Here is a 26,977-nt window from a genome sequence, read left to right on the forward strand (position 1 = left end):
ATTGTAAATGGCCATGTCGTCAGCCGTTGACTCATTGACCAGGGCGAATCAATGCACCCAAGCCGAACGAATCCATATCAACATACAACTGACGCCGAATGGTATCGGCACTGGAAAGATTCAGCGCTTTTCTGAGCATGTGCTGGCATTGATCCATACTCACTTTGCTGAGCGCCCATTTCACTCGGCCGATGTTTGCGGCATTCATACTTAACACCTTATAACCCATGGCCACCAACAGCACGGCACCAAGCGGATCACTGGCGAGTTCACCACAAATAGAGAAGTCGAGTTTGTATTGCCGACATTGTTCAGCAATTGAATTCAGAGCGTTGAGCACCGCCGGATTTAGCTCATCGTAAAGATTAGCTACGCGAGCATTATTGCGATCAACCGCCAACAGATACTGAGTTAAATCGTTACTACCTACTGACACAAAGTCAACTTGGTCAGCCACTGCACGCAATTGATAAAGCATGGCTGGCACTTCAATCATGATGCCAATCGGTGGCACGTTGAAATGTTCCTCCAACTCATCCTGCAGCTCAGAATGGGCCTTGAACAATAGCTTTTTAGCTTGCTCCAGCTCCGCGATGTTAGTCACCATTGGGAACATGATGCGCAGGTTTTGACATTTCCGATGGGCTTTAAGCATGGCCCGAATTTGCACTAAAAAGATCTCAGGATGATCCAAAGTCATCCGTAAGCCGCGCCAACCAAGAAATGGGTTTTCTTCTCGAATAGGAAAATAAGGTAGCGCTTTATCGCCTCCTACATCCAAGGTGCGCATCGTTACTGACTGGCCTGGGAAGCGTTTGAGGATATTGCAGTATGTTTGAAACTGAAACTCTTCCGATGGGAACTTATCTCGAATCATGAATGGAATTTCAGTTCGGAATAAGCCAACGCCATCGGCGCCACCGCCATAGTGCTCCGTATCAGCCGCCAGACCAGCATTAATCATGACACTTAATCGACGGCCATCGGCAGTTGCCGCGGGCAACTCACGATTTTTTTCAAATTCAGCCTGTAGTTCCGACTCTTGCCGCAACAGTCGAGCATACTCTTCGGTGACCGCTGCGGATGGAGACAAGTATAACCGACCACTGTAGCCATCTAAGATGACATCGCGACCAGCGCACTTTTTCAGCGGCAGATCGGCAATACCCAACACCGCCGGAATTCCAAGAGCTCGAGCAAGGATTGCCGCATGTGAGTTACTAGAGCCCCGTACCGAGACAATGCCCAATAATTTGTCGCGGGGGATAGAAGCCAACATCGATGCCGTCACTTCTTCTGCCACCAGCACCAAAGGCTCTTCATGCTCGGTAAGTTCGTGGGCTCGCTGTTGCAAGAAGTAGAGTAATCGTTGAGCTAAATCTCGAATATCAGTGGCGCGCTCGCGTAAATAGGCATCTTTCATTGCCGCAAACTGACTGATGTAGTCTTTAGCAACGCGAACCAACGCTGTTTCAGCATTGGCATTGGAGCGGATATGTTGCTCTACGGCACCACTAATCGAACTATCATTGAGCATGTTTTGATAGACGTCGAAAATAGCCAACACGTCGCGCTCTAGGGATTCACCCAAACGGAGACTCAAGCGTTCGATGTATTCGCGAGTTTGCAGCACCGCATTTTGCCAACGCTCCAACTCAGCATCTAAGTCATCATGTTGCCCTTCAACCACGTCTTCTAGTTCAACTGCGACTCGCTCCACCCAAGCTTGCGCCACGGCAATACCCGAAGAGCCAGCAACGCCTTGTAGCACCACCATGCTGCGTTGGTGGTTAGATGCAGCGGTGAGCTGTCCTCTTGCTTTCGCGGTTGCCAACACGCCAGCCAATTGCGCTGACAGCGTCACCAACAAGGATTCTTCTTGCTCTGAGAACTGTCGAGCATCCGCTTGCTGGATAGTCAGGACACCGAGGACTCGGCCCTGATGAATGATTGGCGTTCCCAGAAAGGCGTTGAGCTGTTCCTCTTCGACTTCAGGAATAAATTTGAATCGGGGGTGTTGGTGAGCGTTAGCGAGGTTGATCGGTTCTTCACGTTCGCCGACCAAACCAATCAGACCTTCATGGAAACCAATCACGGCATTGCCAACTGATGATTGAGCTAAGCCGTCGGTTGCCATCAGGGTAAAGTGGCCCGCTTCAACATTGGCCAAATACACCGAGCAACATTGAGTTTCTAGCGCTTGTTTGGTTTGAGTAACAAGAAACTGAAGCGCATCATCGAGCGCTTCGGATTGGTTAACACCCTGCACGATTTGGCGCAGGGTATGAAGCATATTAATTGGCATTAGATTGTGGTCGTCGGCGTCGTCGACGCTTATCCTTTGATGGACGACCATCCCTGATAGTTTGTTGAAGTGGGGCGATAAACTCTTTCATCGCGCGCCTGTATACCTCGCGTTTGAAAGAAACCACCTGACGCACAGGGTACCAATAAGTAACCCATCGCCACTCGTCAAATTCAGGATGACCGCTGGCCTCCAAATTTACTGCGTCTTCGTTACTGGTTAATTGCAATAAAAACCAGCGCTGCTTTTGTCCAATACAGACGGGATTAGAACCTTCACGAATCAAGCGTTTTGGCAGTTTGTAACGCAGCCAAGATCGGCTGACCGCGATTATTTTTACATGCTCGCGTTTGAGCCCTACTTCTTCATAGAGCTCTCGATACATCGCTTGCTCTGGGGTCTCACCCTCATTGACGCCCCCTTGCGGAAACTGCCAAGAATGTTGGCCGATCCGGCGAGCCCAAAGCACCTGCCCAGCTTGATTGGAGATGATAATCCCGACATTCGAACGGTAACCGTCGGAATCAATCACTCTCATTATCCTGAGTGAATCTTGAATGACCTGATTGTTCCACAAAGGTTAAACTGCGGCAATCCCATTATGTCGCGGTTTGAGACAGCTCTCACAACTGTTTCACGACATTGACTGTGCATAAAACCGAACAAAGAAAAAACTTATCCACACAAAATATATCGCCAGATCGATCTTGGTCGATCAGTTAGTCACACCATCGGTGGATAACTATGTGCATAACCGAGATAAACGATTGAATATGTGCTTACCATTCCACTAACAAATTCTTTTCAATCGACAAATATGCAACCTAAAATACTGTTTTAAATAAACAATAATAATCATTAAATCCTGTATGGATATTGACCAGCGGCCGCTGAAACTTAGAGCGGACAAGATCTATCCAATGACAAAGTTACTCACAGAAAGCGGTTAAAGTGCGAGCAATGTCAACTAATCCAGATCAATATAGGCACGATAAAGTTGTTTTATTGGCACAATAAACACCCGCCACTGCACTTATCCAATAGTCCTGTGGCTTGTTCTGTGAATAACTGGCAGAAAAGATGCCAAAAACCTATGCACTTTAAGATTTATCTAATTATTATCAAATAGTTAAAAACAAAATTAGCGATTGTAATTTTGCTGTGCAGATTCTATCCAAGGTGACAATAGAGTGGTAGTTGCGTACCATCGCCACATTCCTTGACGGTCAATTTGTTCGATGCCAACACCAACCTCGATTGCTCAGCTTGCCGCTTCTGCCCATGAATTGGCTGGCTTAACCTTTGCCGATCTTGCTCAGCAACTACAGCAACCTGTTCCTGCAGATTTCAGTCGTCACAAAGGTTGGGGAGGAATGCTAATTGAATTGGCTTTGGGCGCTTCTGCTGGCTCAAAACCCGAACCCGACTTCCCTCACCTAGGAGTCGAACTAAAAACCTTGCCTATATCGGCAACCGGGCAACCGCTGGAAACAACTTTTGTTTGCGTCGCCCCGATGACTGATGCCAGTCAACAAACTTGGCAAAACAGCGCCCTAAGAAAGAAGCTAGCACACGTATTGTGGGTGCCAGTGTTAGCCGAGAAGGCTTTATCACCAGCACAGCGCCAAATCGGCAGCCCGTTTCTGTGGCGACCATCGCAGGCACAAGAGCAGGCTTTGCAACAAGATTGGCAAGAACTCACTGATTTATTAGCACTGGGACAGGTTCAACAGATCAGCGCTCATCTGGGCGAATACTTGCAGCTCCGACCCAAAGCGGCCAATGGCAAAATTAGAACCCAAGCAATTGGCGAACATGGGCAAACGGTGATGGCACAACCGAAAGGTTTTTACCTGCGAACTTGTTTTACCAGTTGGATATTACGACAACAATTTGCACCAAATTAGACACAAGACAAGATCATTGTCTATTTTTAGTGCGATATAATGTTCATAAACGAGTCATAAACGCGCTATACACTTCGGCGCGGGCTTTGCATAAACATTTGCATAACCACACTACTTTGCTTGCTATTTTTCGTTCATGGAGGGCTGAGACATGGCCACAAAAAAACAATTCCTTAAATCTAAACCTGTTGTAAAGGTTACTTTTGAAGTATCAGCGGAAGCTGCACAAGGCGCATCTGAAGTGTTTGTGCTTTGCGAAGCGCTCGACTGGGAAAAGCAACCTCTTAAAAAGTTTAAAGCGGGGCACTTCAAAGCAACGCTGAACTTGCCAACTGACGCCAAAGAAGATTACGAATATCGCTATTGTCTCGTCATGGAAGATGGCTCAGAGAAGTATGACAACGATTGGGAAGCGGAAAGCTACCGACCTAATGGTAGTGGTGAAGATAACTCCGTTGTTAGCGTAGTTGCTGCGTAAACATCGAACAGCGTTCAACATCGCTATCGGAAAACGCCGTCAAACGACGGCGTTTTTGTGTGCTGATACTAAAACAACGACTCCTGTTGATTGATTTCGATAAACGCGCCATCAATCAAGTCATCAATGGTGAGTTGGAAAGCTGGCATTAATCGCTGCATAAAATAATCGACTTCTGGCAACTCTTGCGTGTATTTCGCTAATGCCTTTTCTAGCTTGTTTTTCGAACCAATGAATTCAGTATTGTTAGCTCTCAGCTCAGATAATGACTTGGCGTAGGCTGACAGCAGATCTGCGGCTTTAACGAACTGATGAAGTACTTCATCATTTTGATGAATCAAGTGGTCAAAATGAGGCTTAAGTTCGTCTGGTAGAGAGTTCATCAACATATTGCCTGCGATACTTTCCATTTCACGGCAAAGCTCAAGCATTTTAGGATCACTGTACTTAATTAAGCTGTTAACGTCTTCTGTCAGCACCTCTGGCGCATCATGATAGAGTGCCATGGTAGCCAATTTGTTTTCATCGACAGCAGGTTTGTCGGTAAAAACATGGTTGCGGAGCAAACCAAGGCAGTGGGCAAACATCGCCACTTGCAGACTGTGCTCAGCGACATTTTCAGAACGAGTAGCATTGGATTTGCTCCAACGTTGAATGTTTTGCATCCTCGACAACAGAGCAAAAAATACATTCTTATGAGGCATAGATTCGGCCTTACTATTGATTACTGCTGAATTTGTTAGACTAACTAAGGGCCGGGTTCAACTCGCCCGATAGCTCACAAATCCATCATACGACAATTTGATGAAATTGAAATGGCAACAAAATATGGGAGCGGTATGGCATTCAAAGGGTTAAAACTAGCATTATCAGCTTTGATATTAATGCTGAGCGGCTGCGCTTCATTACCGCCAACGGATCCGCCAAAGGTTAGCCTGGTCGGTATCACTCCTTTAATGAGCGATAGCGCCCCCAGCTTTATTCTGTCGGTTAGAGTGGTCAATCCCAATGATAGTCCACTGGCATTAGTTGGCGCAGCATACAGCTTGGCACTCAACGATTACGACTTGGTATCAGGTGCAACCAACGATCTGCCGAAAGTACCCGCCTATGGCGAAGCTGAGTTCAAGTTACCCGCTAAGTTGAGCTTGTTTGATAGTATTCGCTTAGCGACGTCACTGTTGAAATCGAAGCCAAAAGCAATCGATTACGAGGTCAATATTAAACTTGATGCGGGAGGACTTTGGCCTGCAATTCGGTTTTCTGAAACAGGCCAATTGGATAGTGATGACTTACTTAAGGTTAAATTGAACGATCAATCACTTTAATCAAATGGTAACCAAATTGCGTTTTCACCGGACCAAGTATTTTGAACAACTCTCCGGAAAACACCGCTTGATCAAATGGCTTGACCATATCTCCTTTGCGAAAATCACCCAGATCGCCACCATGCTTCTTTGATGGGCAAGTCGAAAACCGACGAGCCATGTCAGCAAAATCAGCCCCTTTGGCAATCTTATCGCGGATTTCGTTGGCTTTTTTCTCTGAGGAAACAAGGATGTGGTATGCGTGGGCTCGTGCTCTAGCCATGTCGCTGAACTCCGTCATTAGACAATTTCAATACAGCATACTATATCAGGATGGGATGTTCTTAACTCCTCGGTTCACCATGTTGATCGGAATAGCTAACATCGGTACCTAGTTCATTGTCGTTGCGACACACGCCCATTTCTCTCATTCCCCGCCACACAGATAACATAATCAAGCCGAGCATGGCTAAGCCGGAAACGATTGCAACCAGCAGGCCCGTTACCACGACAACATGCAACAAATGACCAGAGTCCATTTAGCTAACCTTTATCCAGTACGACGGCGAATTAACGTTTGCCCCTGTTTCTTCGACAGCATTGAAAAGGTATCAATATGGCTGATGATATAGCGCGGCACTTTTCGCTTACCGCTGAGGTACTCACTCAATTTGCTTTGAGAAACAGCTAACACCATTGCTGCGTCTTTGCTGCGAAGTTGCCAATCCTTCATCCACCTTGATAGCAACTCTTGCTTGAACTTCTCATCCATTGTCATCAACACTTCAACTTCCCGATGGGAAGTCATTAAACCAAATATAGTTCCCTATGGGAAATTTGTGTAAGAATTTATCGAATAAGGTGTGATAGGGGCCGACTAGAAAGGTATTTTGCTGCCGTCCCAATGCAGTAATGCGCCAGAATCTTCAGCACTAAGCTGCCCAGCTAAAGCAGATAAACGATCGGCTGTAGTGGCAGCAGATGCGAGCTGACTGGCAGGGACATTTTTTTGAAAAGGCTGTGATAATGTCGAGTCAGTAGTACCAGGATGAACAGCAACAACAGTTACCCCTGGGAAGCGACGGCGCCACTCAATAGACACCGTTTTAATTGCCATATTGAGCGCCGCTTTGCTCATCCGGTAACTATGCCAGCCGCCAAGATAGTTATCTTCGATAGAGCCAACCTTGGCCGACAGTACAATGATTTTACATTGGCTTTGGCGATTGAAGTGAGGCTCCAACACCTGCAATAAATTAACAGCAGCAATGCAGTTAGCGTTGATGTTGTCCAACAGTTGCGCTGGAGAAAATTGCCTGAGTGCTTTTTCTGGCATCAGGCCATTTTGATGAAGGACACCACAACAATGGAAGACGGTGTTGGGCAAACTTTGTTGCAACAAGGGGCGCAACGTCATGCCATATTCGGCAGGTGGGCAATTAAGTAACCACTGGGCACCATCGTCAGGAGTTGCTATACCGTTCGTGGATGTCTTGCTAGAGACCGCGATAACGTCATTACCGAGATTCACCTGTTTAGCGACAAGTGCCGCACCAATACCGCCACTGGCCCCGGTAACAACAACTTTCACTAGCTGGCAGCCGCCAAACACAGAACCACGGATGCCACCACAGTTAAGCGGCTGCGAGCTCTGCTGTACCACTTAATTGGACTGTCCGAGCTCAACCCAAACATTTCATGTAATCGTAAACTGACTAACAAACAGGCCAGCATGACGAAGCCCAAATGTGGTGGCAGCATGATAGTGACCCAACTGAGCAGCGAGATAAGCACGGCAAACATCTGGCCGTTACCTCGATGATTGCGTTGCATGTTGTCAATCGCTCGCCCCCACAATGACCCGGCAAGGAAATTCACAACAATTAAGCTGTAAGTCATTAGTGCAGAAATCAGCTGATCTTGGTTGCCAGAAAGTATATCGGCGGGTAAGTACAGTAAGCCCGCAAGTACGATAAATGGAATCGCACCAGCGTAGGCCAATCGTTCACTGATGAGTTGGTGCTCGTCTTTGCGCTGTTGTTGCCGCTCTTCTTTGGTTTGATAATGCCGTGTCATTGGTCGTCCTTTGTGCTTTTTACAGATTACGACCAATGATGGCAGTTAGTTCATTTTTTACCAGCCAATGAGGTAGCGGCTGCGCGTCTTGAAAATGGCTTTAAAGACCTTGGCAACGGCAATACTCAAGACAATAAGTAAGGCGCAAACACCCAAGGTGTAGAGTAAATTGCCACTGGAAGGCCAGCTCTCTGGAGTCGGATGATAGAGTCGCCACCAGGTCGTAAACCACGGATGTATAAAGTAAATTGCGAAACTAACATTGGCTAGAGTATTGAGCCAGTGCCACTCTTTATCTTCAAATCGGTGCAAGAAAATCATCAATGCAAAGCACAGCAAAACTTTCTGGTAAAGGCTGTAATCTACGCCCCCCCACTGAAAAGCCGGTTTGTGAGAATTGCCAACTTGATCAGTAAAACTAGCCTGAATAAAAGCCAAAGCCACGGCGATGAGTAGCAACCAAATCTCTTTGTTGGCGAGTTTCTCATAAAGCCAATCCTTGTGAGCCGATGCCCAACCGCCGATCAAAAATACCGGAAAGAAATAAACCAACGATTGCATCGCTTGCAAATTACCAACCGGTCGGTGGATAAAGCTGGCAACCACCAATAACGGTAGGCCAACCCAAAGCAGCATGTTTTTCTTGGTCAGCCATACTACCAACGGTGATATCAGGAACAGCACCATAACCATGGGAATATACCAATATGCTGTTAACTGCCGGCCAGTTAGAAAGTACCAAATCGCTGTCTGCCAATCTGGATGACCGCTATACAAAGATTCATGAGGCGCCGTAATTGGAGTCCAGAACAACCAAAACAGGATAGGCAGAATCGATAGGCAAAGATAAGGCAGCAAGACGAACTTGGCCTTCTTGATCATAAATTTTTTGTACTGATATCGGGGAACAAAGACATGATGAAAAAGAAAGCCCGAAATAAACACAAAGAACACTGTGCCATTCATCATTAGGCTGAACTGGAACCGATCAAATACTGATTCTCCTGGCTGCCAGCCAGCGGGAATGTAACTGTGGGCCAAAACCACAAAGATAATGGCAATGCCACGGAAATAATTGAAAGAATGGAGAAACACGGTCAAATCCTTGGCCTAACTAAAGAGTTTTTCAGTCTAGGAGACTTAGCGGCTTCTGTGCAAGCCATGAGGAGAGGAATGGTGAATAAGTCTCAACATTGATAGAAACGAGCCAGCAAAGAGCCAACAGACGGCCAGAGCCTTTGCTCTGGCCACTGAATTTAAATAATGCGGTTTTCCTGAATCAGCTTTTCACGCTTAGCCGCTTTTTCCTCGCGCGCTTTGCGCTTTTCACAAGGCTCAGGGCAGTCACACACCTTGTCCAAGCCAAGTGATGCGATACCGCCACAGCTACCGCTAATCGTTTTGCGTTGCACTAGATAGCCTATCGACATCGCGGCAACGATGAGCAGCAAAACAGCAAATGTGATTACAAATGTCAGCATAATAACTCCTACGGCAACTCCGCTTCGCTGATAAAATCAAAATATAAACTAGTGCTACTCAGCCAAATGCTTCGCCATAGCCTTAGTATACTTGGCGGCAAACCCATCGTCTGTTTTGACGATCATAAACACTGGAAGTTCAATGCTCTCAGCCCAAGCAAGTCCGGTTTGATCGCCCATTACCATGAGTGCTGTGGCGATCCCATCAGCGGTCATGCTCGACGGGTGTAGAACAGTTACCGACACCAATTTATGGTCAATTGGTTTTGCTGTTACCGGGTCAATGGTGTGCGAGAAACGTTGACCATCTTGCTCAAAGTAATTGCGATAATCGCCAGATGTTGCCATTCCAAGATCTGTGACTTCGACAATCTGCTGTACCGCTCGTTCTGAGGTCACCGGTTTTTCGATAGCAACGCGCCATGGCTGCTGATTACGATTGTGGCCCCTGACACGCAGTTCACCACCGATATCCACCATGCTATTGGCAAAACCAAGTCGAGAGACTAAGTCTGACACCTCATCGACACCGTATCCTTTCGCAATTGCGGATAAGTCAACATAGACATCATCGTTAAACTTACGAAGACCTGCCCCCGACAATTCAATCTTGTCTAAGCCAACACGAGCGCGAGCATGGGCAATATCCGCATCAGTCGGGACTTGCTCTGGTCGCCCCTCAGGACCAAACCCCCACAAGTTAACCAGCGGTCCAACAGTAACGTCTAGAGCGCCATCTGATAGCTCACCCAAGCGTATCGCCTCGTCAAGCACATAGGCGAGTTGGTTGGAGACCACAACGGCATCAGTGCTGCTCTGCTGATTAAAGCGCGACAACTCAGAATCAGGATCATAAGTTGACATACTGCGATTCAAATCAATCAGGCGCGCATCAATCTGTTGTTTCAACGAGTCAACATCGACCTCATCAGCGTCAGCTACCACCAGCTTGACCACGTAATAGGTGCCCATGGTTTGACCTTGAATCTCAACTTGTTCGAGACTCGCCGGCAATCGCCACCAGAAAAGAAAAATGGCCAGCCCGATCAGGGCCAGCCATAACAGTTTTTGCGGTTTTGTCATTGCTAGCTATTAACCACCAAAGTCGTCCAACAGAATGTTCTCGTCTTCCACACCCAAATCTTTGAGCATGTTAATGACTGCCGCATTCATCACCGGTGGACCACACATGTAGTATTCGCAGTCCTCAGGCGCTTCATGATCACGTAAGTAGTTCTCGTAAAGAACGTTGTGAATGAAGCCAGTATAACCTTCCCAGTTGTCCTCGGGTTGTGGATCAGACAGGGCAACATGCCACTGGAAGTTGTCATTCTCATCCTGCAGCATGTCAAAGTCTTCAACATAGAACATCTCGCGCTTGGAACGAGCACCGTACCAGAAGCTGATCTTGCGGTCAGAGTTCAGACGACGCAATTGGTCAAAGATATGCGAACGCATTGGCGCCATACCTGCACCACCGCCGATAAAGACCATTTCATTGCTGGTATCTTTCGCGAAGAACTCACCAAATGGACCAGAGATCGTCACCTTGTCGCCTGCTTTGAGGTTAAAGATAAATGACGACATTTGGCCAGGAGGTAAAGTCATATCATTTGGCGGCGGCGTAGCGATACGCACGTTCAACATGATAATGCCTTCTTCCTCTGGGTAGTTAGCCATTGAATAAGCACGGATAATTGGCTCATTAACGGTCGACTCCAGTTTGAACAAGCCAAAACGTTCCCAATCACCACGATACTCTTCTTCGATGTCGTAGTCCGAATACTTTACGTGATGCTCTGGCGCTTCAATCTGGATGTAACCACCGGCACGGAACGGCACTGATTCTCCATCAGGGATCTTCAGCTTCAGTTCTTTAATGAAAGTCGCCTTGTTATCGTTAGAGATAACTTCACATTCCCATTGCTTGACGCCGAAGATCTCTTCTTCCAGCTCAATTTTCATGTCACTTTTAACAGCGACCTGACAAGCCAGTCGACAGCCTTCACGGGCTTCTCGCTTGGTGATGTGATCAAGTTCGGTTGGCAGAATGTCACCGCCACCTTCTTTGATGTGAACGCGGCACTGACCACAAGAGCCACCGCCACCACAGGCAGAAGAAACAAAAATACCAGAGCCAGCTAGCGCGCCCAGCAGTTTGTCACCGGCTTGGGTTTTAATGGCTTTTTCTGGATCTTCGTTAATATCAATGGTGATCTCACCACTGCTCACGAGTTTGGACTTCGCAAACAGGATGATCAGCACCAGCGCAAGTACGATCAAGGTGAAAAATACGACACCGAGTACAATTTCTTGCATGGTTAAAAATTCCTCTCGCTAATGCTTTCTTACAGCTGAACGCCGGAGAAAGACATAAAGCCCAAGGCCATCAGGCCCACTGTGATAAAGGTAATACCCAAGCCGCGCAAGCCATCAGGCACATCGGCATACTTCATCTTCTCACGCAAACCAGCTAGGGCAACAATGGCTAACATCCAGCCAACACCGCTACCAAAACCGTAGACCACACTTTCAGCGAAGTTGTAGTCGCGCTCTACCATGAAGCTTACGCCACCAAAGATGGCACAGTTCACTGTAATCAATGGCAAGAAGATACCCAGCGCGTTGTAAAGCGGTGGGAAGTACTTATCAAGGGTCATTTCCAGAATCTGAACCAATGCGGCAATTACCCCGATATAGGTAATAAAGCCTAGGAAGCTCAAATCAACGGAAGCAGGCAGGCCTAGCCAGACCAATGCGCCTTCTCGAAGTACATTGTTGTAGATGAGGTTATTTACCGGCACCGAAATTGTCAGGACCACAATCACCGCAACACCAAGGCCAAAGGAGGTTTTGACCTTCTTCGATACCGCCAGGAAAGTACACATCCCGAGGAAGAACGCCAACGCCATATTTTCAACGAAAATAGAGCGGACGAATAAGCTAATGTAATGTTCCATTAGTCTTTAGCCTCCACTTGTTCTGGCTTGTAAGTGCGAATCGCCCAAATAATGCCACCGATAATGAAGAAAGCGCTCGGAGGTAATAACAACAAGCCGTTTGCTTGATACCAACCGCCATTGGTAATCAGCGGTAGAATTTCAACACCAAACAAGGTGCCAGAACCGAGTAGTTCGCGGAAGAAGCCAACGACCAACAGCAAGGCTGAATAGCCCAAACCATTACCGATACCATCCAAGAAGCTCATCATTGGTGGTGACTTCATGGCATAAGCTTCGGCTCGGCCCATGACAATACAGTTGGTAATGATCAAACCAACGAAAACCGACAGTTGCTTAGCAATGTCATAGGCATAGGCTTTGAGAATTTGATCGACCACGATTACCAGCGAAGCAATGATCGCCATCTGGACGATAATTCGCACGCTGTTTGGAATGTGGTTACGGATCAAAGAAACGAACAGGTTTGAGAACGCACACACAGCGGTTAATGCCAGCGACATCACAAACGCAGTTTCCATTTTTGAGGTCACCGCCAGAGCCGAACAAATACCGAGCATTTGCAGGGCAATGGGGTTGTTGTCCAGCACAGGGCCGAACGTCACTTGCTTCATTTCTTTTGCATTAGCCATTGTTCACGCCCTCGCTACGGACCTTCGCTAAGTAAGGTCCAAACGCATCATCGCTGAGCCAGAAGTCAAAGGTATTTTGTACGCCGTTAGCGGTCAAAGTTGCACCAGCTAAGCCATCGACACCGTGGATATCACCCGGAGTAGCACCGCCTTTGACAACGCGAATCGCTAAATTCCAATCATCATCAAACAGCTTCTTACCAACCCAAAGATTCTTCCAGGACGGATTTTCAACTTCACCACCCAGACCCGGCGTTTCCAACTGGTCGTAGTAAACCAATGCTTGCACCGTATTGGTATCTGGTTTGATTGCCAGAAACGCGTACATGGTTGACCACAAACCGTAACCATGAACAGGTAAGATAATGCTGGTTACTTCACCAGCTTCATCTTTTGCCAAGTAGACATTGGCCTTCTGCGCAATACGCTTAATGCTGGCGACGTCTTGATCGGCAGAAAGCACAATGTTTTCGCCAGAGGTCTTAGCCATTTTACGTTGGTCATAAGCTGCCGCATCTTCCGAGCTCATATCGACGTAAGTGCCCGTCGCCAAGTCGACAACTTTTGCCTCGATGTATTTATCGAAGGTACCCGAGATGTCGCCAGCAGCCTTATCAAGCAAACCTGCAGCTTCAAGGATATTGCGTTGTTTATCCAACGCTTTGTTGTATTGCTGCGTTGGTTTCAGACCAACTGCAGCCACTGACACGATTAGCGAGCACACCAAGCACAAGCCAATAACAACGGTCAGCGTCTTTGAAATAGTATCGTTATTGCTAGACATTCCGTGCCAGCCTCCGCTTGATATTGGACTGAACCACAAAGTGGTCAAACAATGGCGCAAACAAGTTCGCGAACAAGATAGCCAGCATCATGCCTTCAGGGAAGGCTGGGTTGACGACACGAATCAGAATGACCATGACGCCAATCAGAATGCCATATGCCCAACGCCCAGAATCAGTAAACGATGCCGACACAGGGTCAGTGGCCATAAAGATCATACCGAAGGCGAATCCACCCAGTACCAAGTGCCAGTGCCAAGGCATGCTAAACATAGGGTTGCTGTCGCTACCAATGGCGTTAAACAGCATACTGGTCACAATGGCGCCAACCATCACGCCACCAACAATCCGCCAACTGGCAACGCCGGTGTACATAATGAGTAGACCACCGAGTAGGATCGCTAGGGTTGATACTTCACCAATAGAACCTTGCATGTGACCGAGGAACGCGTGAGTCCAAGTCAAACCAGATGCCGCTACTTCATCGATGCCACCTGCAGCCCATTGAGAAAGCGCGGTCGCACCAGAGAAGCCATCAACTGCAGTCCATACTGAATCGCCAGAGATCTGCGCAGGATAGGCAAAGAACAAGAACGCTCGTCCGGCCAACGCTGGGTTAAGGAAGTTACGGCCTGTGCCACCAAAGAACTCTTTAGCGACCACAACACCAAAACTAATACCCAAAGCGGCTTGCCACAACGGTAAGCTAGCAGGAACGATAAGAGCGAAAAGAATAGAAGTGACGAAGAAGCCTTCATTCACTTCATGGCCGCGTACCATGGCGAACAGCACTTCCCAGAAGCCGCCGACGACGAACACTGTGGCGTAAATCGGCAAGAAGAAACAAGCGCCATACCACATTTTGGTTAACACGCCAGCTTCAGCCCCCAGCTCAGCACCGAACATCTGGAACACGCCTACCTGCCAAGTATCAGGGAGCGAGTAACCAGCAGCCAATGCCGCTGCAGCTTGATCGCCGACATTAAACATGCCAAAGAACATCGCAGGGAAAACCGCCATCCATACGGTAATCATGATGCGCTTCAAATCGATGTTGTCGCGAACGTGAGTATTCTTCTTGGTCACTAGACCCGGGGTATAAAAAATGGTGAAAGCCGCTTCATACAGGGCATACCACTTTTCATACTTACCACCTTTCTCAAAAAGGTGTTCTGAGTTTTCAAAAAGGCTTTTTAAGCTCATTAACCTTCCCTCTCAATCGTGGTGAGGCAATTGCGCAAAATAGACCCGTATTCGTATTTGCCAGGGCAGACAAAAGTACACAAAGCCAAGTCTTCTTCATCAAGCTCAAGGCAGCCCAATGATTGTGCGCTTTCTAAATCACCGGCAATTAAATCCCGCAGCAACAGGGTTGGCAGAATATCGAGTGGCATGACCCTTTCATAGTTACCGATTGGAACCATGGCTCGGTCACTGCCGCCGGTGCTAGTGGTGATATCGAACAACTTCTTCGGCAACAAGTGCGCTAGGAAGCTGCGAGTTACTGAAAACTTGTCTCCGCCTGGAGCAATCCAGCCGAGGAATTCTTTCTCAGTGCCTTCGAGCAGCACGGACACTTGTAGATGATAACGACCAAGGTATGCATGGCCACCAGAAGCTTTACTACCTGACAGCACTGAACCAGAGATCACTCGAATGTGTTTGTCGTTAACATTGCCCGCGATCAGCTCTTCTGTAGAAGCACCGATTTGCGTCCGAACAATCATCGGTTGCTTGACTTCTGGGCCGCCAACAGAAACAACGCGAGACACATCAAGTTCGCCAGAGGTAAAGGACTTGCCAAATGCAATCACATCTTGGTAGTTGATTGACCAAACCGAGACGCTAGCGCTGGCTGCACGCAAGTGATGAATATGAGTACCTGTCAGGCCAGCAGGATGGGGGCCAGCAAACTCATGAGATTCAACGGCATCAATCGCAGGAATATCTGCGCCTGAGGCTTTACAGAGGTAAATCGGACCCTGCGCTAAAGCTGCCAGCACCTTCAAGCCGTTTTTGAAGTCATCTGTGCGTTCACTGATGACGATGGCCGGATCGACCGCCATTGGATTAGTATCCATGGCGTTGACGAAAATAGCCGCAGCGGAAGCATCCACAGCAGGCACTCGGCTGAATGGGCGGGTGCGCAATGCAGTCCACAACCCAGAAGCGACGAGTTGTTCACGAGCTTGTTGCTCGGTCAGTTGGTCAAGTTGAGCTGAATCATATGCAGTCAATGGTTCTGAATCGTTACCATCAATTTCGATGACAACAGATTGCAGCACTCGCTTAGCTCCACGATTCACTTCTACCACGGTCCCAGCAGCGGGCGCGGTGTAAACAACACCTGGCGATTTTTTGTCCTCAAACAGGACTTGAGCTTTCTTGACACGGTCCCCCACACGCACGCGCATGGTCGGACGCATACCATGGTACTCTTCGCCGAGTATCGCTACTCGAGTGATCGCGGGACCTTCTTGGATCGCCTGAGCGGGAGCCCCTGAAATGGGGATATCCAGTCCTTTCTTTATTGTGATCATATTCGTAAGTACTTGGTTAGTTATAAATTTGTTTTAAACCGAATTCGTCCATCTGCTTATGTGAACGAAATTCTGCCCCCTTGAGATCTTAGCTCATTCTGGCTACGAGCTTGAGGGACCAGCGGAAATCTATCTGTCAAACAACAAGGTTCGAAAAATTTGGGCGCACTTTCCGGCGCGGCATTCTAGCATTAATCGCACGATCGATACCATGACTACAAACCATTAAATAGTAAGTTTAATCGGCAGACAAACCAAAATGATTAATAATTAACCAGCAGAACAGCTGGTTCTGGAGAGAAACTATTTGATAGTAGCTTGTTGCTGCCTGAATTTGTTACGAACTTCTATTTTTAAGAGCTAGGCAACAAAAAAGGCGCTAAAAGCGCCTTTTTCGATGAAATGTATAAACAGAAGACGCTATTTACCATCCCGCAAATTCAAATAAGCGCGCTCGGTCAAGTCATGGTATTGCGCAACCCCCTGCTTAAAGTCCTTAAACGATTGATAGACCTTTTGCATCTGCGGATCCGCTGCGGCCTGCTCGGCTAATAATTGCTCGCTGGCTTGTCGAAGCGCATTTAGCACTGGCGTTGGAAACCGTTTAATGGTGACCGTATCCATTGCTTGTATTTGTTCAAGTGCGGCAATATTTCGATAAGTGTATTCATCAATCATTTCTTGCGCAGCCGCTTTCGCTGCATTGCGCACAATCGCCTGCAGGTCGGTAGGCAATGCCGCCATGGCATCGTTGTTAACGATGAATTCCATGGTCGAACCTGGTTCATGCCAACCTGGGTAGTAATAATATTTAGCCACTTCATGCAAGCCAAAGGCTAAATCATTGTATGGCCCCACCCACTCGGTGGCATCAATCGCTCCAGTTTGCAGCGAGGTAAAAATCTCACCACCGGGCAACGACACTGGGACACCACCCAAACGGCTGAGTACTTCTCCACCAAGGCCTGGTAGTCGCATCTTCAGGCCTTTAAGATCATCAATTGTATTGATTTCGGTATTGAACCAGCCGCCCATTTGGACACCGGTACTGCCACCGGCAAGTGGCTCCAGATTAAACGGTGCATACACTTCTCGCCACAACTCCATGCCCCCACCGTAGTGCAGCCAACTACTCATTTCTTGAGCCGTCATACCAAAAGGAACCGCGCAGAAAAATTGCGCGGCGGGCGCTTTGCCTTTCCAGTAGTACGCTCCGCTGTGGCCCATCTCAACGGTACCACTAGATACCGAATCAAATACTTGCATTGCTGGCACTAGCTGGTTGGCGCCATAGACTTTTATTTGCAATCGCCCACCACTCATGGCGTTGACTTGCTCTGCAAAGCGTTCCGGAGAAGTTCCTAGTCCGGGGAAGTTCTTTGGCCAGGACGTCACTAGCTTCCATTTAAAGGTTTGCTGTGTCGCAGGTCCAGCCACTGAACTGGCGTTGTCTGCGCCGCAGGCACTAACAAGCAGCGACAACACTGCAGCAAAAATGGCAATTCTCATGTTGTTTCCTTAACCGTAGATCTGAGATGGCAGCCAGGTCGCCAACGAGGGCCAAACAGCCATGGCAACCAACAATAGTAATTGAATGATGATAAATGGCGTCACGCCTTTATAAATATCAGATGTCGCAACCGAATCTGGCACCACGCCACGTAAGTAAAACAGTGCAAAGCCAAACGGCGGAGTTAAAAATGAGGTTTGCAGGTTCACCGCAATCATGATGCCGAGCCAGATAGGATCTAATCCCATCATCAATAAAACCGGAGCAACAATGGGCACCACTACAAATGTGATTTCAATAAAATCAAGAATAAAGCCCAACAGGAAGATCAGAACCATGACCAACAACGTGGCGCCAATCACGCCACCCGGTAATTGTCCGAGTGTATTTTTGACCATTTCTTCCCCGCCCAAGCCATAAAACACGGCGGAAAACAACGAAGCGCCAAATAAGATCAGAAACACCATGCTGGTCACCAACAAGGTTTCCATCGCGCATGCTTGCCATTTCGATAGCGTCATACTGCCGCGCCATATGGCCAACAAAGCGGCCCCAAAAGCCCCCACACCAGCTGCTTCTGTTGGCGTAGCTAAACCAGACAAAATGGACCCTAACACCACAACCATCAGCGCCAGAGGAGGCGCCAGTGCAAATGTGATATCAGCAACAGACATCCGCTTGGTGGTCACTAACTCCGAATTCGAGGAAGCCTCTGCCTGGCCTTTGCCCCGAATCAGGATGTAACCAAGATAAGCAATAACGAGCAGTAACCCAGGAACGATAGCGCCAGCAAACAAATCACCAACGGACACTGTCTTTGGAGAGAAATTTCCGAGATCGAGTTGCACTTGCTGATAGGTCGAAGACAACACATCGCCGAGCAATACCAAAGCAATAGAAGGGGGGATGATCTGGCCCAAAGTGCCGGTGGCTGCGATGGTACCAGTGGCCAATTTCATATCATAGTGCTGCTTCCGCATACTCGGCAGCGCCAGCACTCCCAGCGTCACCACAGTTGCGCCGACTATTCCAGTGCTGGCCGCCAACAGCATCCCTACCAGCACCACTGAAATGGCCATGCCGGCCCGAAAACGACCAAACACCGAAGCGAGAGCATCAAGCAATGACTCGGCAAGGCGAGATTTTTCCAGCAATACTCCCATCAAAACGAACAATGGCACAGCCATCAAAGTGGGGTTAACCATGATGCCATACAATCGATTGGGAAGTAGCATGACAAAGCTCATATCCATGACACCAAACCATGACCCCAATGTCGCAAAAATCAACGCGACGCCAGCCAACACAAAGGCAACAGGTAACCCGGTCATCAACACTGCGATAACGCAAAGAAATAGCGCAATAGGCCAAAGTTCAATCATACTTGAACTCCTGCGCTACGAATTTGTTGGATTGATTTGATGATTTCAGCGATGGTCTGCAGTGCCATTAACCCGCACAGCAACCAAAGATAGCTTTTCAAGACAAAGAAACCCGGCATGCCACCGGCTTCAGGTGAAGACTCCTGCATTTGCCATGACATGACGATAAAAGGCTCACTGCTGACAGCAATAAAACCGATCACGGGTAGAATCAGAAAGAGTGCACCAAACAGGTTAACCCAAGCTTGAGTTGTGGCTTGAAAGTGACGATAAAACACATCGACTCGGACATGTTTATCGCGTTGTAGGGTGTATGCTGCGCCACCCATAAAAATAACCGCATGAACAAAAAGAGTACTATCTTGCAGTGCGATCCAACCGATATTGAAGCCGTATCGCAGAACGACAACGACAACCATTAGCAACATCAACAGCACACTGGCCCACGCCAATTTTTTAGCCAAGGCTTCAATGCCACGATCCAACACTGCCCGCAGAGCGTCCATTGCCGTCACCACTTCTCCACTACCCAGCCAAACCTAATGTTTGGTTATGAAAATGTTAATTATTCGCGATGATACCCTAAAACAACACAAATTCTGCATTTTCATTCAAAGGTAATACCAATCCATTTAGACATTGACCCTCTCAACGCTAAGAAGAAGCAGTCAATCGAGAAAGCGGATTTATGGTGTAGGAATCTATATTATGTGACTATCTATGCAGTTTCTTACTTGCCACCACCTTGGCACTTAGGGCTAAGCGGCGCCTGTTGTTTTGCCGCCCATTCTTCGGGGGTGTATGTGTGCATGGCCAATGCATGCAAGCCCGCCTCGAACTCTTTTGCCAGTAACCCATTGATAGCGCGATGACGTTGCAATAGACGCATTCCGGCAAATTCTTCAGTAACGACAACGACTTTAAAATGTGTCTCGCTGTTGGCGGGCACATTGTGCTGATGGCTTTCGTTTTCCACAGTCAGGTGGCTTGGGTTGAATTGCTGGTGCAGAGCTGCTGTGATCCGTTGTTGCATCGACATAAGTGAATCCTCCATGAAGGCAAATAGGGGGACAAGCTCGATTGAGATTATCCAGCAAGATTTCGGAACGTGAGATTAAGCCGCGGTTCACTAATGCGCAATCTTTTTGGCAGTGCATGTTGCCATTCATGCTGACAACGCCCAGCCATAACCAACAAGCTGCCGTCTGTCAGCGACACTCGAATACGTTGTTTCGATTGACGCTGGCGTAAATCAAAGTCTCTCGCGGCTCCGAGCGACAATGATGCGATGACTGGATTGGCTCCTAGTTCAGGCTCGTCGTCACTGTGCCATCCCATGTGATCACGACCATCTCGATAATAGTTTACCAATACTGAATCAAAACGAGCTTGTGCCCGTTCCATACACTGCTGCATCAGCGAATCCAACAGCGGTGGTAATGCTTGAGCTGGTAGCGTTTCGCCACTGTAACGGTATGGTTTTGGCCCATACCACGCCTGCAAGCGGGGAATGGAGTGGCGTTTACCAAACACTTGTACCGTTCCAGTTTGCAATGTCACTTGTGCCAACAGCTGCTGCCAAAGATTTTCGCTGCCGCCAATAGCAAAATCTGGCCACCAGCCAAAACGGCTGTTACCAAAAGCTTGCCACCCCGTAACTAGGTGGTGAAATTGAAACCTTTCAGCATTCGTTGGCATATCAATTGTTGGCATAGTAGCTTGGGTGAATCATTTTTATTAAATAGCCCATCGGCGATATTGCAATACTGACTGGTACGCCGTTTGTTTACGATGGGCTCATGGAACAACCAAACGCTGTGAGCGAAACCGCAGGTTACACTGGTCACTATTGGTGGCGGTATGAGTTGCGGTAAGATAGACCCGTTTAGCCCCTGACCGATGGAATGAACTAAGTGACGGAACCCCACAAAGGCCATATTTTGGTAGTCGATGATGACGCTGAAATTCGCGATCTGCTGACGGCGATCTTGTGTCGTGCTGGTTATCAAATAAGCGGCGCTGAAGATGGCATTGAAATGTTTCAATGCTTTAACCAAAACGATGTCGATTTAATCATTTTGGATATTAATTTGCCCGGCGATGATGGCTTTACTCTGTGTCAGAAATTGCGCCAACAATCAGACGTGCCAGTGATCATGTTGACTGCAAGTTCCGATGATATGGACCAAGTAATTGGCTTAGAAATTGGCGCCGACGACTACATCGCCAAGCCGTTTAATCCCCGTCAGTTGCAAGCTCGGATCAAAGCATTGCTGCGCCGTGTGCAATTGAGTTCGGTGGACTTAAAGCCCGTTCGCTTCATAGAATTCAGCGAATGGCGCTTTGACACCCTCAATCGAACGATTGAACACCCTGAATTCGGCCTCCAAGAATTGTCTGGAGCCGACTACAGCTTGTTGAAATTGTTCATCGACAACGTCAATCAAGTATTGGATCGCGACGCAATTTCCGATGCTATTCGGGGCCGCGAAGCGTCCCCCCTCGATCGCAGTTTAGATGTTCAAGTCAGCCGCTTGAGACAACGACTACAGGATAATGGTAAGCACCCAAAACTAATTAAAACGGTGCGCGGCCAAGGTTACGTATTTACAGCAGAGATCCAGCAAAGCCATGATTAAGCAGCTTCAACGCTGGTCTCCCAAGTCGCTGCCGGCCCGAGTGGTGCTATTGGTGTTGTTCGCCGTGATCTGTTCACAGTTGCTCATCAGTACGCTGTGGTATGCCCAGCAACAACGGCAAGAAAATGAAGGTCTGACAGCAGCCAGTCAGTGGATGGCTGAGCAAATTGCCATCACGATCAACAATTTTGCCAATATGCCACCGAGCGAACGGGAGCGAGTATTGAATGCTCTCACCAACACAGGTAACAGTCGCTTTTTCCTTATGCTCGGGGATCACTATGAGGCCATTCCTGCTGCCACTGAAACGCCCCAGCGAGCCATAGTCAAGCAAACTTTGGCGCAGTATTTCATCGAAGCACTGCACCCAGGTCGCCCTGCTCAAATCAGTATCAACAGTAATCAGCAACTGCAAACCCAAGACAGCAGTATTCATATGTCGGCACAAGCGTTTGCTTGGGCGAAGCGCAGCCTGTTGCTGCCAATTGAAAATGCCCCCATTATAACCGTCCAAGTACCGATGCCCGACCAGCAGTGGTTGCTGCTCGCTACGCTAATGCCCGAACCCTACATTCAGCTTGAACCATTGCAATTTGCAGTACCCCAGTGGGGCTTCATGTTGTTGACGACTATCGTCTTGGTGGTGATTGTGATGATCACAACCCGACGTCTAATTCAACCATTGAACCAGTTAGCGCAAGCCGCCGACTTATTGGGTCGTGACATCGATAGCCCGCCAATTTCAGAATCGGGTAGCACTGAAGTGACCATGGCAGCACGTGCTTTTAACGCCATGCAAAGCCGATTGCAGCGCTTCATTAAAGATCGAGAAGATCTGTTCTCTGCCATCTCCCATGATCTGAAAACGCCCATTACTCGAATGCGGCTGCGGGCCGAATTGTTGGAAGATGATGAACATCGCGAGCGATTCATTGCCAATTTAGACGAATTAGATTTGATGGTTAAAGGCGCCTTGCAGTCGGTCAAAGACAGCGATATCCATGAAAACCCAGAGCCAGTGGATGTTGACCACCTGCTACAAACCATCAAGCTCGATTTAGCGAACGATGCATGGCGAGTAAAAATCAGCGGCCAAACCAAAGCACCTTTTGTTGGTAAGCCATTGGCTCTCAAGCGGGTACTATCCAACTTAACAGACAATGCCATCAAGTATGGTGACAGCGTTCATGTCATTGTTCGTGATCGTGAAGACAATCTTTATCTTTACTTTCATGACCAAGGCCCTGGCGTTCCGACCCTCGACAGAGAGCGAGTCTTTGAGCCCTATGTGAGGTTGGATGCATCCGCCAATCGCGAGGGCGGTAGCGGCTTGGGCTTGGGTATCGTCCGTAACATTGTCCACGCTCATGGTGGCCAAATTGCCCTAAACAATCACCCCCATGGCGGCCTAGTGGTACGAGTTCTACTGCCGCGCCAACAAGCCTTCAAAGAAAACAACTAATCGGGCTTGCGAAACCAAAGAGCGCTCCTAGAATAGATGCCAATTCCTACAGTTATAGCCGTATAGATGTACAGCCCTTTGAATCTAGCAACTCCGACACTGGAGCTTGCCCGTTTTCCTTTGGACAAACGAGAAACCTTACTACCCTTTGATGCAGCCGATGAACTCATCATGGAATGGTGGCACCGTAACCCCAACAGCTGGCAAAACGTGTGGATCCTAAACGACAGTTTTGGCGCCCTTAGCTGCTTTTTCAACCAACAAAGCGCAGCGCACATCCAGCACATTTCGGACTCCTTTCTCGCCCAACAAGCATTGCTTAATAACCTCAAGCATAACCAGTTGGATGGCAGCCGCATTTCCCTGCTCGATTGTTTGCAGCCATGGCCGGCGACGCCGGAACAAGTCATCATCAAAGTGCCCAAAAACCTCACATTGCTGAAACACCAATTGGCTCGCATCAGCCGACTGCCAGTCGATACGCCTGTGATAATTGGTGCTCGACTGAAAGATCTTCCGGCAAAAGCGATCAAACTGTTGAAACAAGCTTTCGGCAATGTGGTGCCCGAACTTGCTAAACGCAAAGCTCGGATAATGCATGCCAAAGTGGCGGATATCACCATTGCTGAGCCTGCCCCAGCTGAATGGCAAATCGATAGTCATGATCTGACTATCAGCAATCACGCCAACGTATTCTCTCGAGCTAGTCTTGATATCGGGGCCGACTTTTTACTCAAACATTTACCTCAGTTGGCAAATCCCAGCCGTATCGTTGATCTGGGTTGTGGTAACGGTGTGCTGGCGTTGGCGATGGCCAAACGGTCCCCTGAGCATGAATACATTTTGGTCGACGAATCTCACATGGCGATCGCGTCAGCAAAGGCCAACGCCGAAGCAAACTTTGCCAACATCGAGCAGATGAAGTTCAACTTTTTGTGCCAACACAGCCTGACCGGTTTTGCCGATAACAGCATTGACTTTGTGATCTGCAACCCACCCTTTCATCAGCAGCAAGCGATTACCGATGAAATTGCTTGGCAAATGTTCAGTCAAGCTCACAAGGCATTGCGCAGTGGCGGTAAATTACGCATAGTTGGCAACCGACATTTGGGTTACCACATCAAGTTAAAACGCATTTTTGGCGGTGTCAGTCGCATTGCTGCAAATGCCAAATTCGTCATTTTGGAGTCTGAAAAACGTGATTAGTCTCGCGACCAAATATTTTCGCCTAGCCGCCGTATGCTGCTTGTTTTTGTTATCGACCACGGCCCAAGCCAAAGATGCAGACGTCGATGCCAAACTACTGCAACCCGATAATTTGTTTCCAGTGGTGAAAATGGAAACCAATATGGGCGTGATTATGGTCGAACTGGATCGGCCCAAAGCGCCAGTTACTGTTGATAATTTTCTTAAGTACGTGGTAACTGGAGCCTATGACAATACCGCTTTTCATCGCATCATCGAGGGTTTTGTAGTCCAAGGCGGCGGTATGGATGAAAAATACAATTCATTGGATGATACCTTTGGCTCCATTACTAACGAAGCAGGTAATGGCTTGTTGAACGACCAGTATTCCATCGCCATGGCTCGACAGTCTCATCCTCACAGTGCTGGTCGCCAGTTCTATTTTAATGTCGATGACAATAAGAGCTTAGATCCTGGCCCTCGCAGTTGGGGCTACACAGTTTTCGGCCGCATTGTTGAAGGTGAAGATGTGATCGATAAGATGTCAGAGGTACCGACTGAGTTTAACGCTGACCTGTCGCTGCAAGACGTTCCTGTGAACACCGTCATATTAAGAAAAGCAACTTTACTTCCGCCTGACGCATAACGAAGAAATTCTTCTATACTCGAAGATATGCAAACGAAATACTCAGCCAGCTCAAGTCGCGTCCGTCAGTTCGTGAGCGACAAATCAACTGCTACCAGCTTCTATGTGGAAGGTATGCTGGCTGGGTCGTTGCCATTTGACGAATTGCAAATATTTATCTGGGATACCCTCGAAGAATGGCATCAATTGCACATTGATAGCCATTACATCTGCGAAAAAGAAAAAGTCATGTGGCACCTGTTCCACTTGCTGGAGCGTTGGCCAGAGAGCACACTGCGAGGCAACGTCTTTTTGCGTAAGCAGCTCGAAGACGGTTGCCGCTTTCTCAAGCAACAAGGGCCAATGTTACATCAATGCTTGGGCGTCAGGCCCTAGTCCTCAACAACCTCTGGCGAACCATGCTCTAGGGTCGAATCTTTGCTTCCCCATGGCGCCACCCAAATTAACATCAGCATGCCTGGAATAGCGCACACGGTGCAGAAATAAAAGAAATGTTCCCACCCGATGGCTTCGACAATAAAGCCAGTTGATGCATTCGCAGCACTGCGTGGCAATGCCGCTATGGCGGTGAATAACGCCAGCTGAGTAGCGGTATAGCGAACGTCGGTCATTTTCGCCATGTAAGCCACTAGAGCAGCCGTACCCAGCCCCACACCGAAATATTCAAAGGCGATCACCGCGGCTAGTAGCGATGGATCATTGCCGACATGCGCCAACAGAGCAAAGCCGAGAATCGACACCAGTTGAACCACACCAAACAACCATAGAGAACGATTAATACCGGTTCGGATCATAATAATTCCGCCCATCAGGCTACCGACAATCATCGCGGGTATCGCGGCACTTTTCGAAATCAATCCAATTTCTGTCTTGCTAAAGCCCATATCAAGATAGAACGGCGTCGACAGGGCCGTGGCGAGGTTGTCTCCCAATTTATAGAGAAAGATAAAAGCCAGAACAGCCAACGCTTGTTGTAGCCCTTTGCGATTAATGAATTCTTGAAATGGTTCGACAACGGCCGCGGTAAAACTATGGGGGTGATAGCTTTTTTGCGGCTCTCGAATTGACAGGGTCAAGACAATACCGACCAGCATGAAGGCTGCGGTAATGATGAAGACGTGCAACCAATCCATATGATCGGCTAACACTAAAGCCAGCGAACCAGGCACCAATGCTGCGATTCGGTAGGCATTAACGTGAACAGAATTGCCCCACCCTAATTCTTCATCAGGCAATATCTCGCGACGATAAGCGTCAAGCACAATATCTTGTGTGGCACTGAAAAATGCCACTGCCGTAGCTAGGGCAGCGATACCCCAGATCTGTTCATGAACATCGAATATCGGTAGACAAGCCACACTAATCAACAAAGCAATTTGTGTAACCAGCATCCAGCCGCGCCGAAGCCCTAGCAATGGCAATTCGATACGGTCAACCAATGGTGCCCACAAAAACTTCCATGCAAAGGGCATCATTACCAATGACAACAAACCAATTTCTTCTAAGCTGACATTGAGGTCTCGTAACCAAGCTGGCACCAAGTTAACCAAAATAAACAACGGCAAGCCTGATGCGAAGCCTGTGAAGATACATATAACCGTGCGTCGGTTCAGTAATGCGTTGACAAATTGACTTTGTTGAATGCGAGTTAGCCAGTCTGGGCTCATGAGTAAAAATATGTTGTC

General features: G+C 48.1%; 31 protein-coding genes. 8 read left to right on the top strand and 23 right to left on the bottom strand.

Annotated features, from left to right (window positions below; genetic code table 11):
• Window positions 1-31: 31 nt before the first annotated feature.
• Both ptsP and rppH read right to left on the bottom strand, forming a co-directional pair.
• Window positions 32-2,305, bottom strand: coding sequence for a phosphoenolpyruvate--protein phosphotransferase (gene ptsP / locus CBE68_RS04905; protein ID WP_229744644.1), 2,274 nt, complete (start codon window positions 2,303-2,305; stop codon window positions 32-34).
• Window positions 2,295-2,837 (bottom strand): RNA pyrophosphohydrolase, encoded by a 543-nt coding sequence (gene rppH / locus CBE68_RS04910; protein WP_087505136.1) that lies wholly within the window; start codon window positions 2,835-2,837, stop codon window positions 2,295-2,297. Before rppH ends, ptsP begins: the two co-directional genes overlap by 11 nt.
• Window positions 2,838-3,543: 706 nt before the next feature.
• Between rppH and mutH the strand changes: the two genes are divergently transcribed.
• The gene (gene mutH / locus CBE68_RS04915) at window positions 3,544-4,212 is read left to right on the top strand and encodes a DNA mismatch repair endonuclease MutH (RefSeq protein ID WP_087504955.1); all 669 of its coding nucleotides are present in this window, start codon (window positions 3,544-3,546) and stop codon (window positions 4,210-4,212) included.
• A gap of 151 nt (window positions 4,213-4,363) precedes the next feature.
• Window positions 4,364-4,690: an isoamylase early set domain-containing protein gene (locus tag CBE68_RS04920; RefSeq protein WP_087504956.1), complete on the top strand. Its 327-nt coding sequence runs from the start codon at window positions 4,364-4,366 to the stop codon at window positions 4,688-4,690.
• 68 nt (window positions 4,691-4,758) lie between these two features.
• Here CBE68_RS04920 and yfbR read toward each other — a convergent pair whose 3' ends face one another.
• Complete coding sequence (gene yfbR / locus CBE68_RS04925) at window positions 4,759-5,394, bottom strand: 5'-deoxynucleotidase (RefSeq protein WP_087504957.1); 636 nt, start codon at window positions 5,392-5,394, stop codon at window positions 4,759-4,761.
• A 111-nt stretch (window positions 5,395-5,505) separates the two neighbouring features.
• On the opposite strand from yfbR, the gene CBE68_RS04930 reads away from it, so the two are divergent.
• Window positions 5,506-6,018 (top strand): LEA type 2 family protein, encoded by a 513-nt coding sequence (locus tag CBE68_RS04930; protein WP_087504958.1) that lies wholly within the window; start codon window positions 5,506-5,508, stop codon window positions 6,016-6,018.
• Here CBE68_RS04930 and CBE68_RS04935 read toward each other — a convergent pair.
• The 19 genes from CBE68_RS04935 to CBE68_RS05025 form a co-directional block, all read right to left on the bottom strand.
• Window positions 5,993-6,280, bottom strand: coding sequence for a peptidylprolyl isomerase (locus CBE68_RS04935; RefSeq protein ID WP_087505137.1), 288 nt, complete (start codon window positions 6,278-6,280; stop codon window positions 5,993-5,995). The two genes, CBE68_RS04930 and CBE68_RS04935, sit on opposite strands and share 26 nt — an antisense overlap.
• Before the next feature lie 61 nt (window positions 6,281-6,341).
• Window positions 6,342-6,536 (bottom strand): hypothetical protein, encoded by a 195-nt coding sequence (locus CBE68_RS04940; RefSeq protein WP_087504959.1) that lies wholly within the window; start codon window positions 6,534-6,536, stop codon window positions 6,342-6,344.
• Window positions 6,537-6,547: 11 nt separating this feature from the next.
• The gene (locus tag CBE68_RS04945) at window positions 6,548-6,805 is read right to left on the bottom strand and encodes a hypothetical protein (protein ID WP_087504960.1); all 258 of its coding nucleotides are present in this window, start codon (window positions 6,803-6,805) and stop codon (window positions 6,548-6,550) included.
• A gap of 69 nt (window positions 6,806-6,874) precedes the next feature.
• Window positions 6,875-7,588, bottom strand: a complete 714-nt coding sequence (locus CBE68_RS04950; RefSeq protein ID WP_143824490.1) for an SDR family NAD(P)-dependent oxidoreductase — start codon at window positions 7,586-7,588, stop codon at window positions 6,875-6,877.
• Entirely contained in the window at window positions 7,588-8,073 is a 486-nt protein-coding gene (locus CBE68_RS04955; protein WP_087504962.1) for a DUF3429 domain-containing protein, read from the bottom strand. Before CBE68_RS04955 ends, CBE68_RS04950 begins: the two co-directional genes overlap by 1 nt.
• A 57-nt stretch (window positions 8,074-8,130) precedes the next feature.
• Entirely contained in the window at window positions 8,131-9,168 is a 1,038-nt protein-coding gene (locus CBE68_RS04960) for an acyltransferase family protein (RefSeq protein WP_229744645.1), read from the bottom strand.
• 161 nt (window positions 9,169-9,329) lie between these two features.
• Window positions 9,330-9,554, bottom strand: a complete 225-nt coding sequence (gene nqrM, locus CBE68_RS04965) for a (Na+)-NQR maturation NqrM (RefSeq protein ID WP_087504964.1) — start codon at window positions 9,552-9,554, stop codon at window positions 9,330-9,332.
• Between the two features lie 54 nt (window positions 9,555-9,608).
• Complete coding sequence (locus CBE68_RS04970) at window positions 9,609-10,637, bottom strand: FAD:protein FMN transferase (protein ID WP_087504965.1); 1,029 nt, start codon at window positions 10,635-10,637, stop codon at window positions 9,609-9,611.
• A gap of 9 nt (window positions 10,638-10,646) precedes the next feature.
• Window positions 10,647-11,873, bottom strand: a complete 1,227-nt coding sequence (gene nqrF / locus CBE68_RS04975; RefSeq protein ID WP_087504966.1) for an NADH:ubiquinone reductase (Na(+)-transporting) subunit F — start codon at window positions 11,871-11,873, stop codon at window positions 10,647-10,649.
• Window positions 11,874-11,902: 29 nt separating this feature from the next.
• A complete protein-coding gene (gene nqrE / locus CBE68_RS04980) occupies window positions 11,903-12,514 on the bottom strand; it encodes an NADH:ubiquinone reductase (Na(+)-transporting) subunit E (protein ID WP_087504967.1) in 612 nt (203 codons plus the stop codon).
• Window positions 12,514-13,146 carry an NADH:ubiquinone reductase (Na(+)-transporting) subunit D gene (locus CBE68_RS04985; RefSeq protein WP_087504968.1) on the bottom strand — a complete coding sequence of 211 codons (633 nt, stop codon included), beginning with the start codon at window positions 13,144-13,146 and terminating at the stop codon, window positions 12,514-12,516. Before CBE68_RS04985 ends, nqrE begins: the two co-directional genes overlap by 1 nt.
• Window positions 13,139-13,930 (bottom strand): Na(+)-translocating NADH-quinone reductase subunit C, encoded by a 792-nt coding sequence (locus tag CBE68_RS04990; RefSeq protein ID WP_087504969.1) that lies wholly within the window; start codon window positions 13,928-13,930, stop codon window positions 13,139-13,141. Before CBE68_RS04990 ends, CBE68_RS04985 begins: the two co-directional genes overlap by 8 nt.
• On the bottom strand, window positions 13,923-15,131 hold the full coding sequence (locus CBE68_RS04995) for an NADH:ubiquinone reductase (Na(+)-transporting) subunit B (RefSeq protein ID WP_087504970.1): 1,209 nt from the start codon (window positions 15,129-15,131) through the stop codon (window positions 13,923-13,925). The genes CBE68_RS04990 and CBE68_RS04995 overlap by 8 nt, the downstream gene beginning before the upstream one ends.
• Complete coding sequence (locus tag CBE68_RS05000; protein WP_087504971.1) at window positions 15,131-16,468, bottom strand: Na(+)-translocating NADH-quinone reductase subunit A; 1,338 nt, start codon at window positions 16,466-16,468, stop codon at window positions 15,131-15,133. The genes CBE68_RS04995 and CBE68_RS05000 overlap by 1 nt, the downstream gene beginning before the upstream one ends.
• Before the next feature lie 420 nt (window positions 16,469-16,888).
• Window positions 16,889-17,977, bottom strand: a complete 1,089-nt coding sequence (locus CBE68_RS05005; RefSeq protein ID WP_087504972.1) for a TRAP transporter substrate-binding protein — start codon at window positions 17,975-17,977, stop codon at window positions 16,889-16,891.
• A gap of 9 nt (window positions 17,978-17,986) precedes the next feature.
• Entirely contained in the window at window positions 17,987-19,357 is a 1,371-nt protein-coding gene (locus CBE68_RS05010; RefSeq protein ID WP_229744659.1) for a TRAP transporter large permease, read from the bottom strand.
• Window positions 19,357-19,866: a TRAP transporter small permease subunit gene (locus tag CBE68_RS05015; RefSeq protein ID WP_087504974.1), complete on the bottom strand. Its 510-nt coding sequence runs from the start codon at window positions 19,864-19,866 to the stop codon at window positions 19,357-19,359. Before CBE68_RS05015 ends, CBE68_RS05010 begins: the two co-directional genes overlap by 1 nt.
• A 224-nt stretch (window positions 19,867-20,090) precedes the next feature.
• On the bottom strand, window positions 20,091-20,399 hold the full coding sequence (locus tag CBE68_RS05020) for a BolA family protein (RefSeq protein WP_087504975.1): 309 nt from the start codon (window positions 20,397-20,399) through the stop codon (window positions 20,091-20,093).
• 47 nt (window positions 20,400-20,446) lie between these two features.
• Window positions 20,447-21,058 (bottom strand): alpha-ketoglutarate-dependent dioxygenase AlkB family protein, encoded by a 612-nt coding sequence (locus tag CBE68_RS05025; RefSeq protein ID WP_158100496.1) that lies wholly within the window; start codon window positions 21,056-21,058, stop codon window positions 20,447-20,449.
• A 215-nt stretch (window positions 21,059-21,273) separates the two neighbouring features.
• Between CBE68_RS05025 and CBE68_RS05030 the strand changes: the two genes are divergently transcribed.
• The 5 genes from CBE68_RS05030 to CBE68_RS05050 all read left to right on the top strand — a co-directional run bounded on the left by CBE68_RS05030 (window position 21,274) and on the right by CBE68_RS05050 (window position 25,667).
• Entirely contained in the window at window positions 21,274-21,999 is a 726-nt protein-coding gene (locus tag CBE68_RS05030) for a response regulator (RefSeq protein WP_087504977.1), read from the top strand.
• The gene (locus CBE68_RS05035) at window positions 21,992-23,461 is read left to right on the top strand and encodes an ATP-binding protein (protein WP_087504978.1); all 1,470 of its coding nucleotides are present in this window, start codon (window positions 21,992-21,994) and stop codon (window positions 23,459-23,461) included. The genes CBE68_RS05030 and CBE68_RS05035 overlap by 8 nt, the downstream gene beginning before the upstream one ends.
• A 66-nt stretch (window positions 23,462-23,527) precedes the next feature.
• Entirely contained in the window at window positions 23,528-24,667 is a 1,140-nt protein-coding gene (locus CBE68_RS05040; protein ID WP_087504979.1) for a methyltransferase, read from the top strand.
• Window positions 24,660-25,292 (top strand): peptidylprolyl isomerase, encoded by a 633-nt coding sequence (locus CBE68_RS05045; protein ID WP_229744646.1) that lies wholly within the window; start codon window positions 24,660-24,662, stop codon window positions 25,290-25,292. Before CBE68_RS05040 ends, CBE68_RS05045 begins: the two co-directional genes overlap by 8 nt.
• Before the next feature lie 72 nt (window positions 25,293-25,364).
• Window positions 25,365-25,667, top strand: a complete 303-nt coding sequence (locus CBE68_RS05050; protein WP_158100497.1) for a hypothetical protein — start codon at window positions 25,365-25,367, stop codon at window positions 25,665-25,667.
• Here CBE68_RS05050 and CBE68_RS05055 read toward each other — a convergent pair.
• A complete protein-coding gene (locus CBE68_RS05055) occupies window positions 25,664-26,959 on the bottom strand; it encodes an AmpG family muropeptide MFS transporter (RefSeq protein ID WP_087504982.1) in 1,296 nt (431 codons plus the stop codon). The two genes, CBE68_RS05050 and CBE68_RS05055, sit on opposite strands and share 4 nt — an antisense overlap.
• Window positions 26,960-26,977: the final 18 nt, after the last annotated feature.

The sequence above is a fragment of the Neiella marina genome, from assembly GCF_002165625.1.
GTDB classification, from domain to species: domain Bacteria; phylum Pseudomonadota; class Gammaproteobacteria; order Enterobacterales; family Neiellaceae; genus Neiella; species Neiella marina.

Bases quoted from the DNA above. Each gene is read 5' to 3' on its own strand.
- CBE68_RS05055 (WP_087504982.1), bottom strand. From the start codon at position 26,959: ATGAGCCCAGACTGGCTAACTCGCATTCAACAAAGTCAATTTGTCAAC.
- CBE68_RS05040 (WP_087504979.1), top strand. From the start codon at position 23,528: ATGTACAGCCCTTTGAATCTAGCAACTCCGACACTGGAGCTTGCCCGT.
- ptsP (WP_229744644.1), bottom strand. From the start codon at position 2,305: ATGCCAATTAATATGCTTCATACCCTGCGCCAAATCGTGCAGGGTGTT.
- CBE68_RS05025 (WP_158100496.1), bottom strand. From the start codon at position 21,058: ATGCCAACGAATGCTGAAAGGTTTCAATTTCACCACCTAGTTACGGGG.
- nqrF (WP_087504966.1), bottom strand. From the start codon at position 11,873: ATGCAAGAAATTGTACTCGGTGTCGTATTTTTCACCTTGATCGTACTT.
- CBE68_RS04970 (WP_087504965.1), bottom strand. From the start codon at position 10,637: ATGACAAAACCGCAAAAACTGTTATGGCTGGCCCTGATCGGGCTGGCC.
- CBE68_RS05005 (WP_087504972.1), bottom strand. From the start codon at position 17,977: ATGAGAATTGCCATTTTTGCTGCAGTGTTGTCGCTGCTTGTTAGTGCC.
- CBE68_RS04955 (WP_087504962.1), bottom strand. From the start codon at position 8,073: ATGACACGGCATTATCAAACCAAAGAAGAGCGGCAACAACAGCGCAAA.
- CBE68_RS05035 (WP_087504978.1), top strand. From the start codon at position 21,992: ATGATTAAGCAGCTTCAACGCTGGTCTCCCAAGTCGCTGCCGGCCCGA.
- CBE68_RS04995 (WP_087504970.1), bottom strand. From the start codon at position 15,131: ATGAGCTTAAAAAGCCTTTTTGAAAACTCAGAACACCTTTTTGAGAAA.
- mutH (WP_087504955.1), top strand. From the start codon at position 3,544: ATGCCAACACCAACCTCGATTGCTCAGCTTGCCGCTTCTGCCCATGAA.
- CBE68_RS04990 (WP_087504969.1), bottom strand. From the start codon at position 13,930: ATGTCTAGCAATAACGATACTATTTCAAAGACGCTGACCGTTGTTATT.
- CBE68_RS04920 (WP_087504956.1), top strand. From the start codon at position 4,364: ATGGCCACAAAAAAACAATTCCTTAAATCTAAACCTGTTGTAAAGGTT.
- nqrE (WP_087504967.1), bottom strand. From the start codon at position 12,514: ATGGAACATTACATTAGCTTATTCGTCCGCTCTATTTTCGTTGAAAAT.
- CBE68_RS04940 (WP_087504959.1), bottom strand. From the start codon at position 6,536: ATGGACTCTGGTCATTTGTTGCATGTTGTCGTGGTAACGGGCCTGCTG.
- yfbR (WP_087504957.1), bottom strand. From the start codon at position 5,394: ATGCCTCATAAGAATGTATTTTTTGCTCTGTTGTCGAGGATGCAAAAC.
- CBE68_RS04985 (WP_087504968.1), bottom strand. From the start codon at position 13,146: ATGGCTAATGCAAAAGAAATGAAGCAAGTGACGTTCGGCCCTGTGCTG.
- nqrM (WP_087504964.1), bottom strand. From the start codon at position 9,554: ATGCTGACATTTGTAATCACATTTGCTGTTTTGCTGCTCATCGTTGCC.
- CBE68_RS05020 (WP_087504975.1), bottom strand. From the start codon at position 20,399: ATGTCGATGCAACAACGGATCACAGCAGCTCTGCACCAGCAATTCAAC.
- CBE68_RS05015 (WP_087504974.1), bottom strand. From the start codon at position 19,866: ATGGACGCTCTGCGGGCAGTGTTGGATCGTGGCATTGAAGCCTTGGCT.
- CBE68_RS04945 (WP_087504960.1), bottom strand. From the start codon at position 6,805: ATGACTTCCCATCGGGAAGTTGAAGTGTTGATGACAATGGATGAGAAG.
- CBE68_RS05000 (WP_087504971.1), bottom strand. From the start codon at position 16,468: ATGATCACAATAAAGAAAGGACTGGATATCCCCATTTCAGGGGCTCCC.
- CBE68_RS04930 (WP_087504958.1), top strand. From the start codon at position 5,506: ATGGCAACAAAATATGGGAGCGGTATGGCATTCAAAGGGTTAAAACTA.
- CBE68_RS04935 (WP_087505137.1), bottom strand. From the start codon at position 6,280: ATGGCTAGAGCACGAGCCCACGCATACCACATCCTTGTTTCCTCAGAG.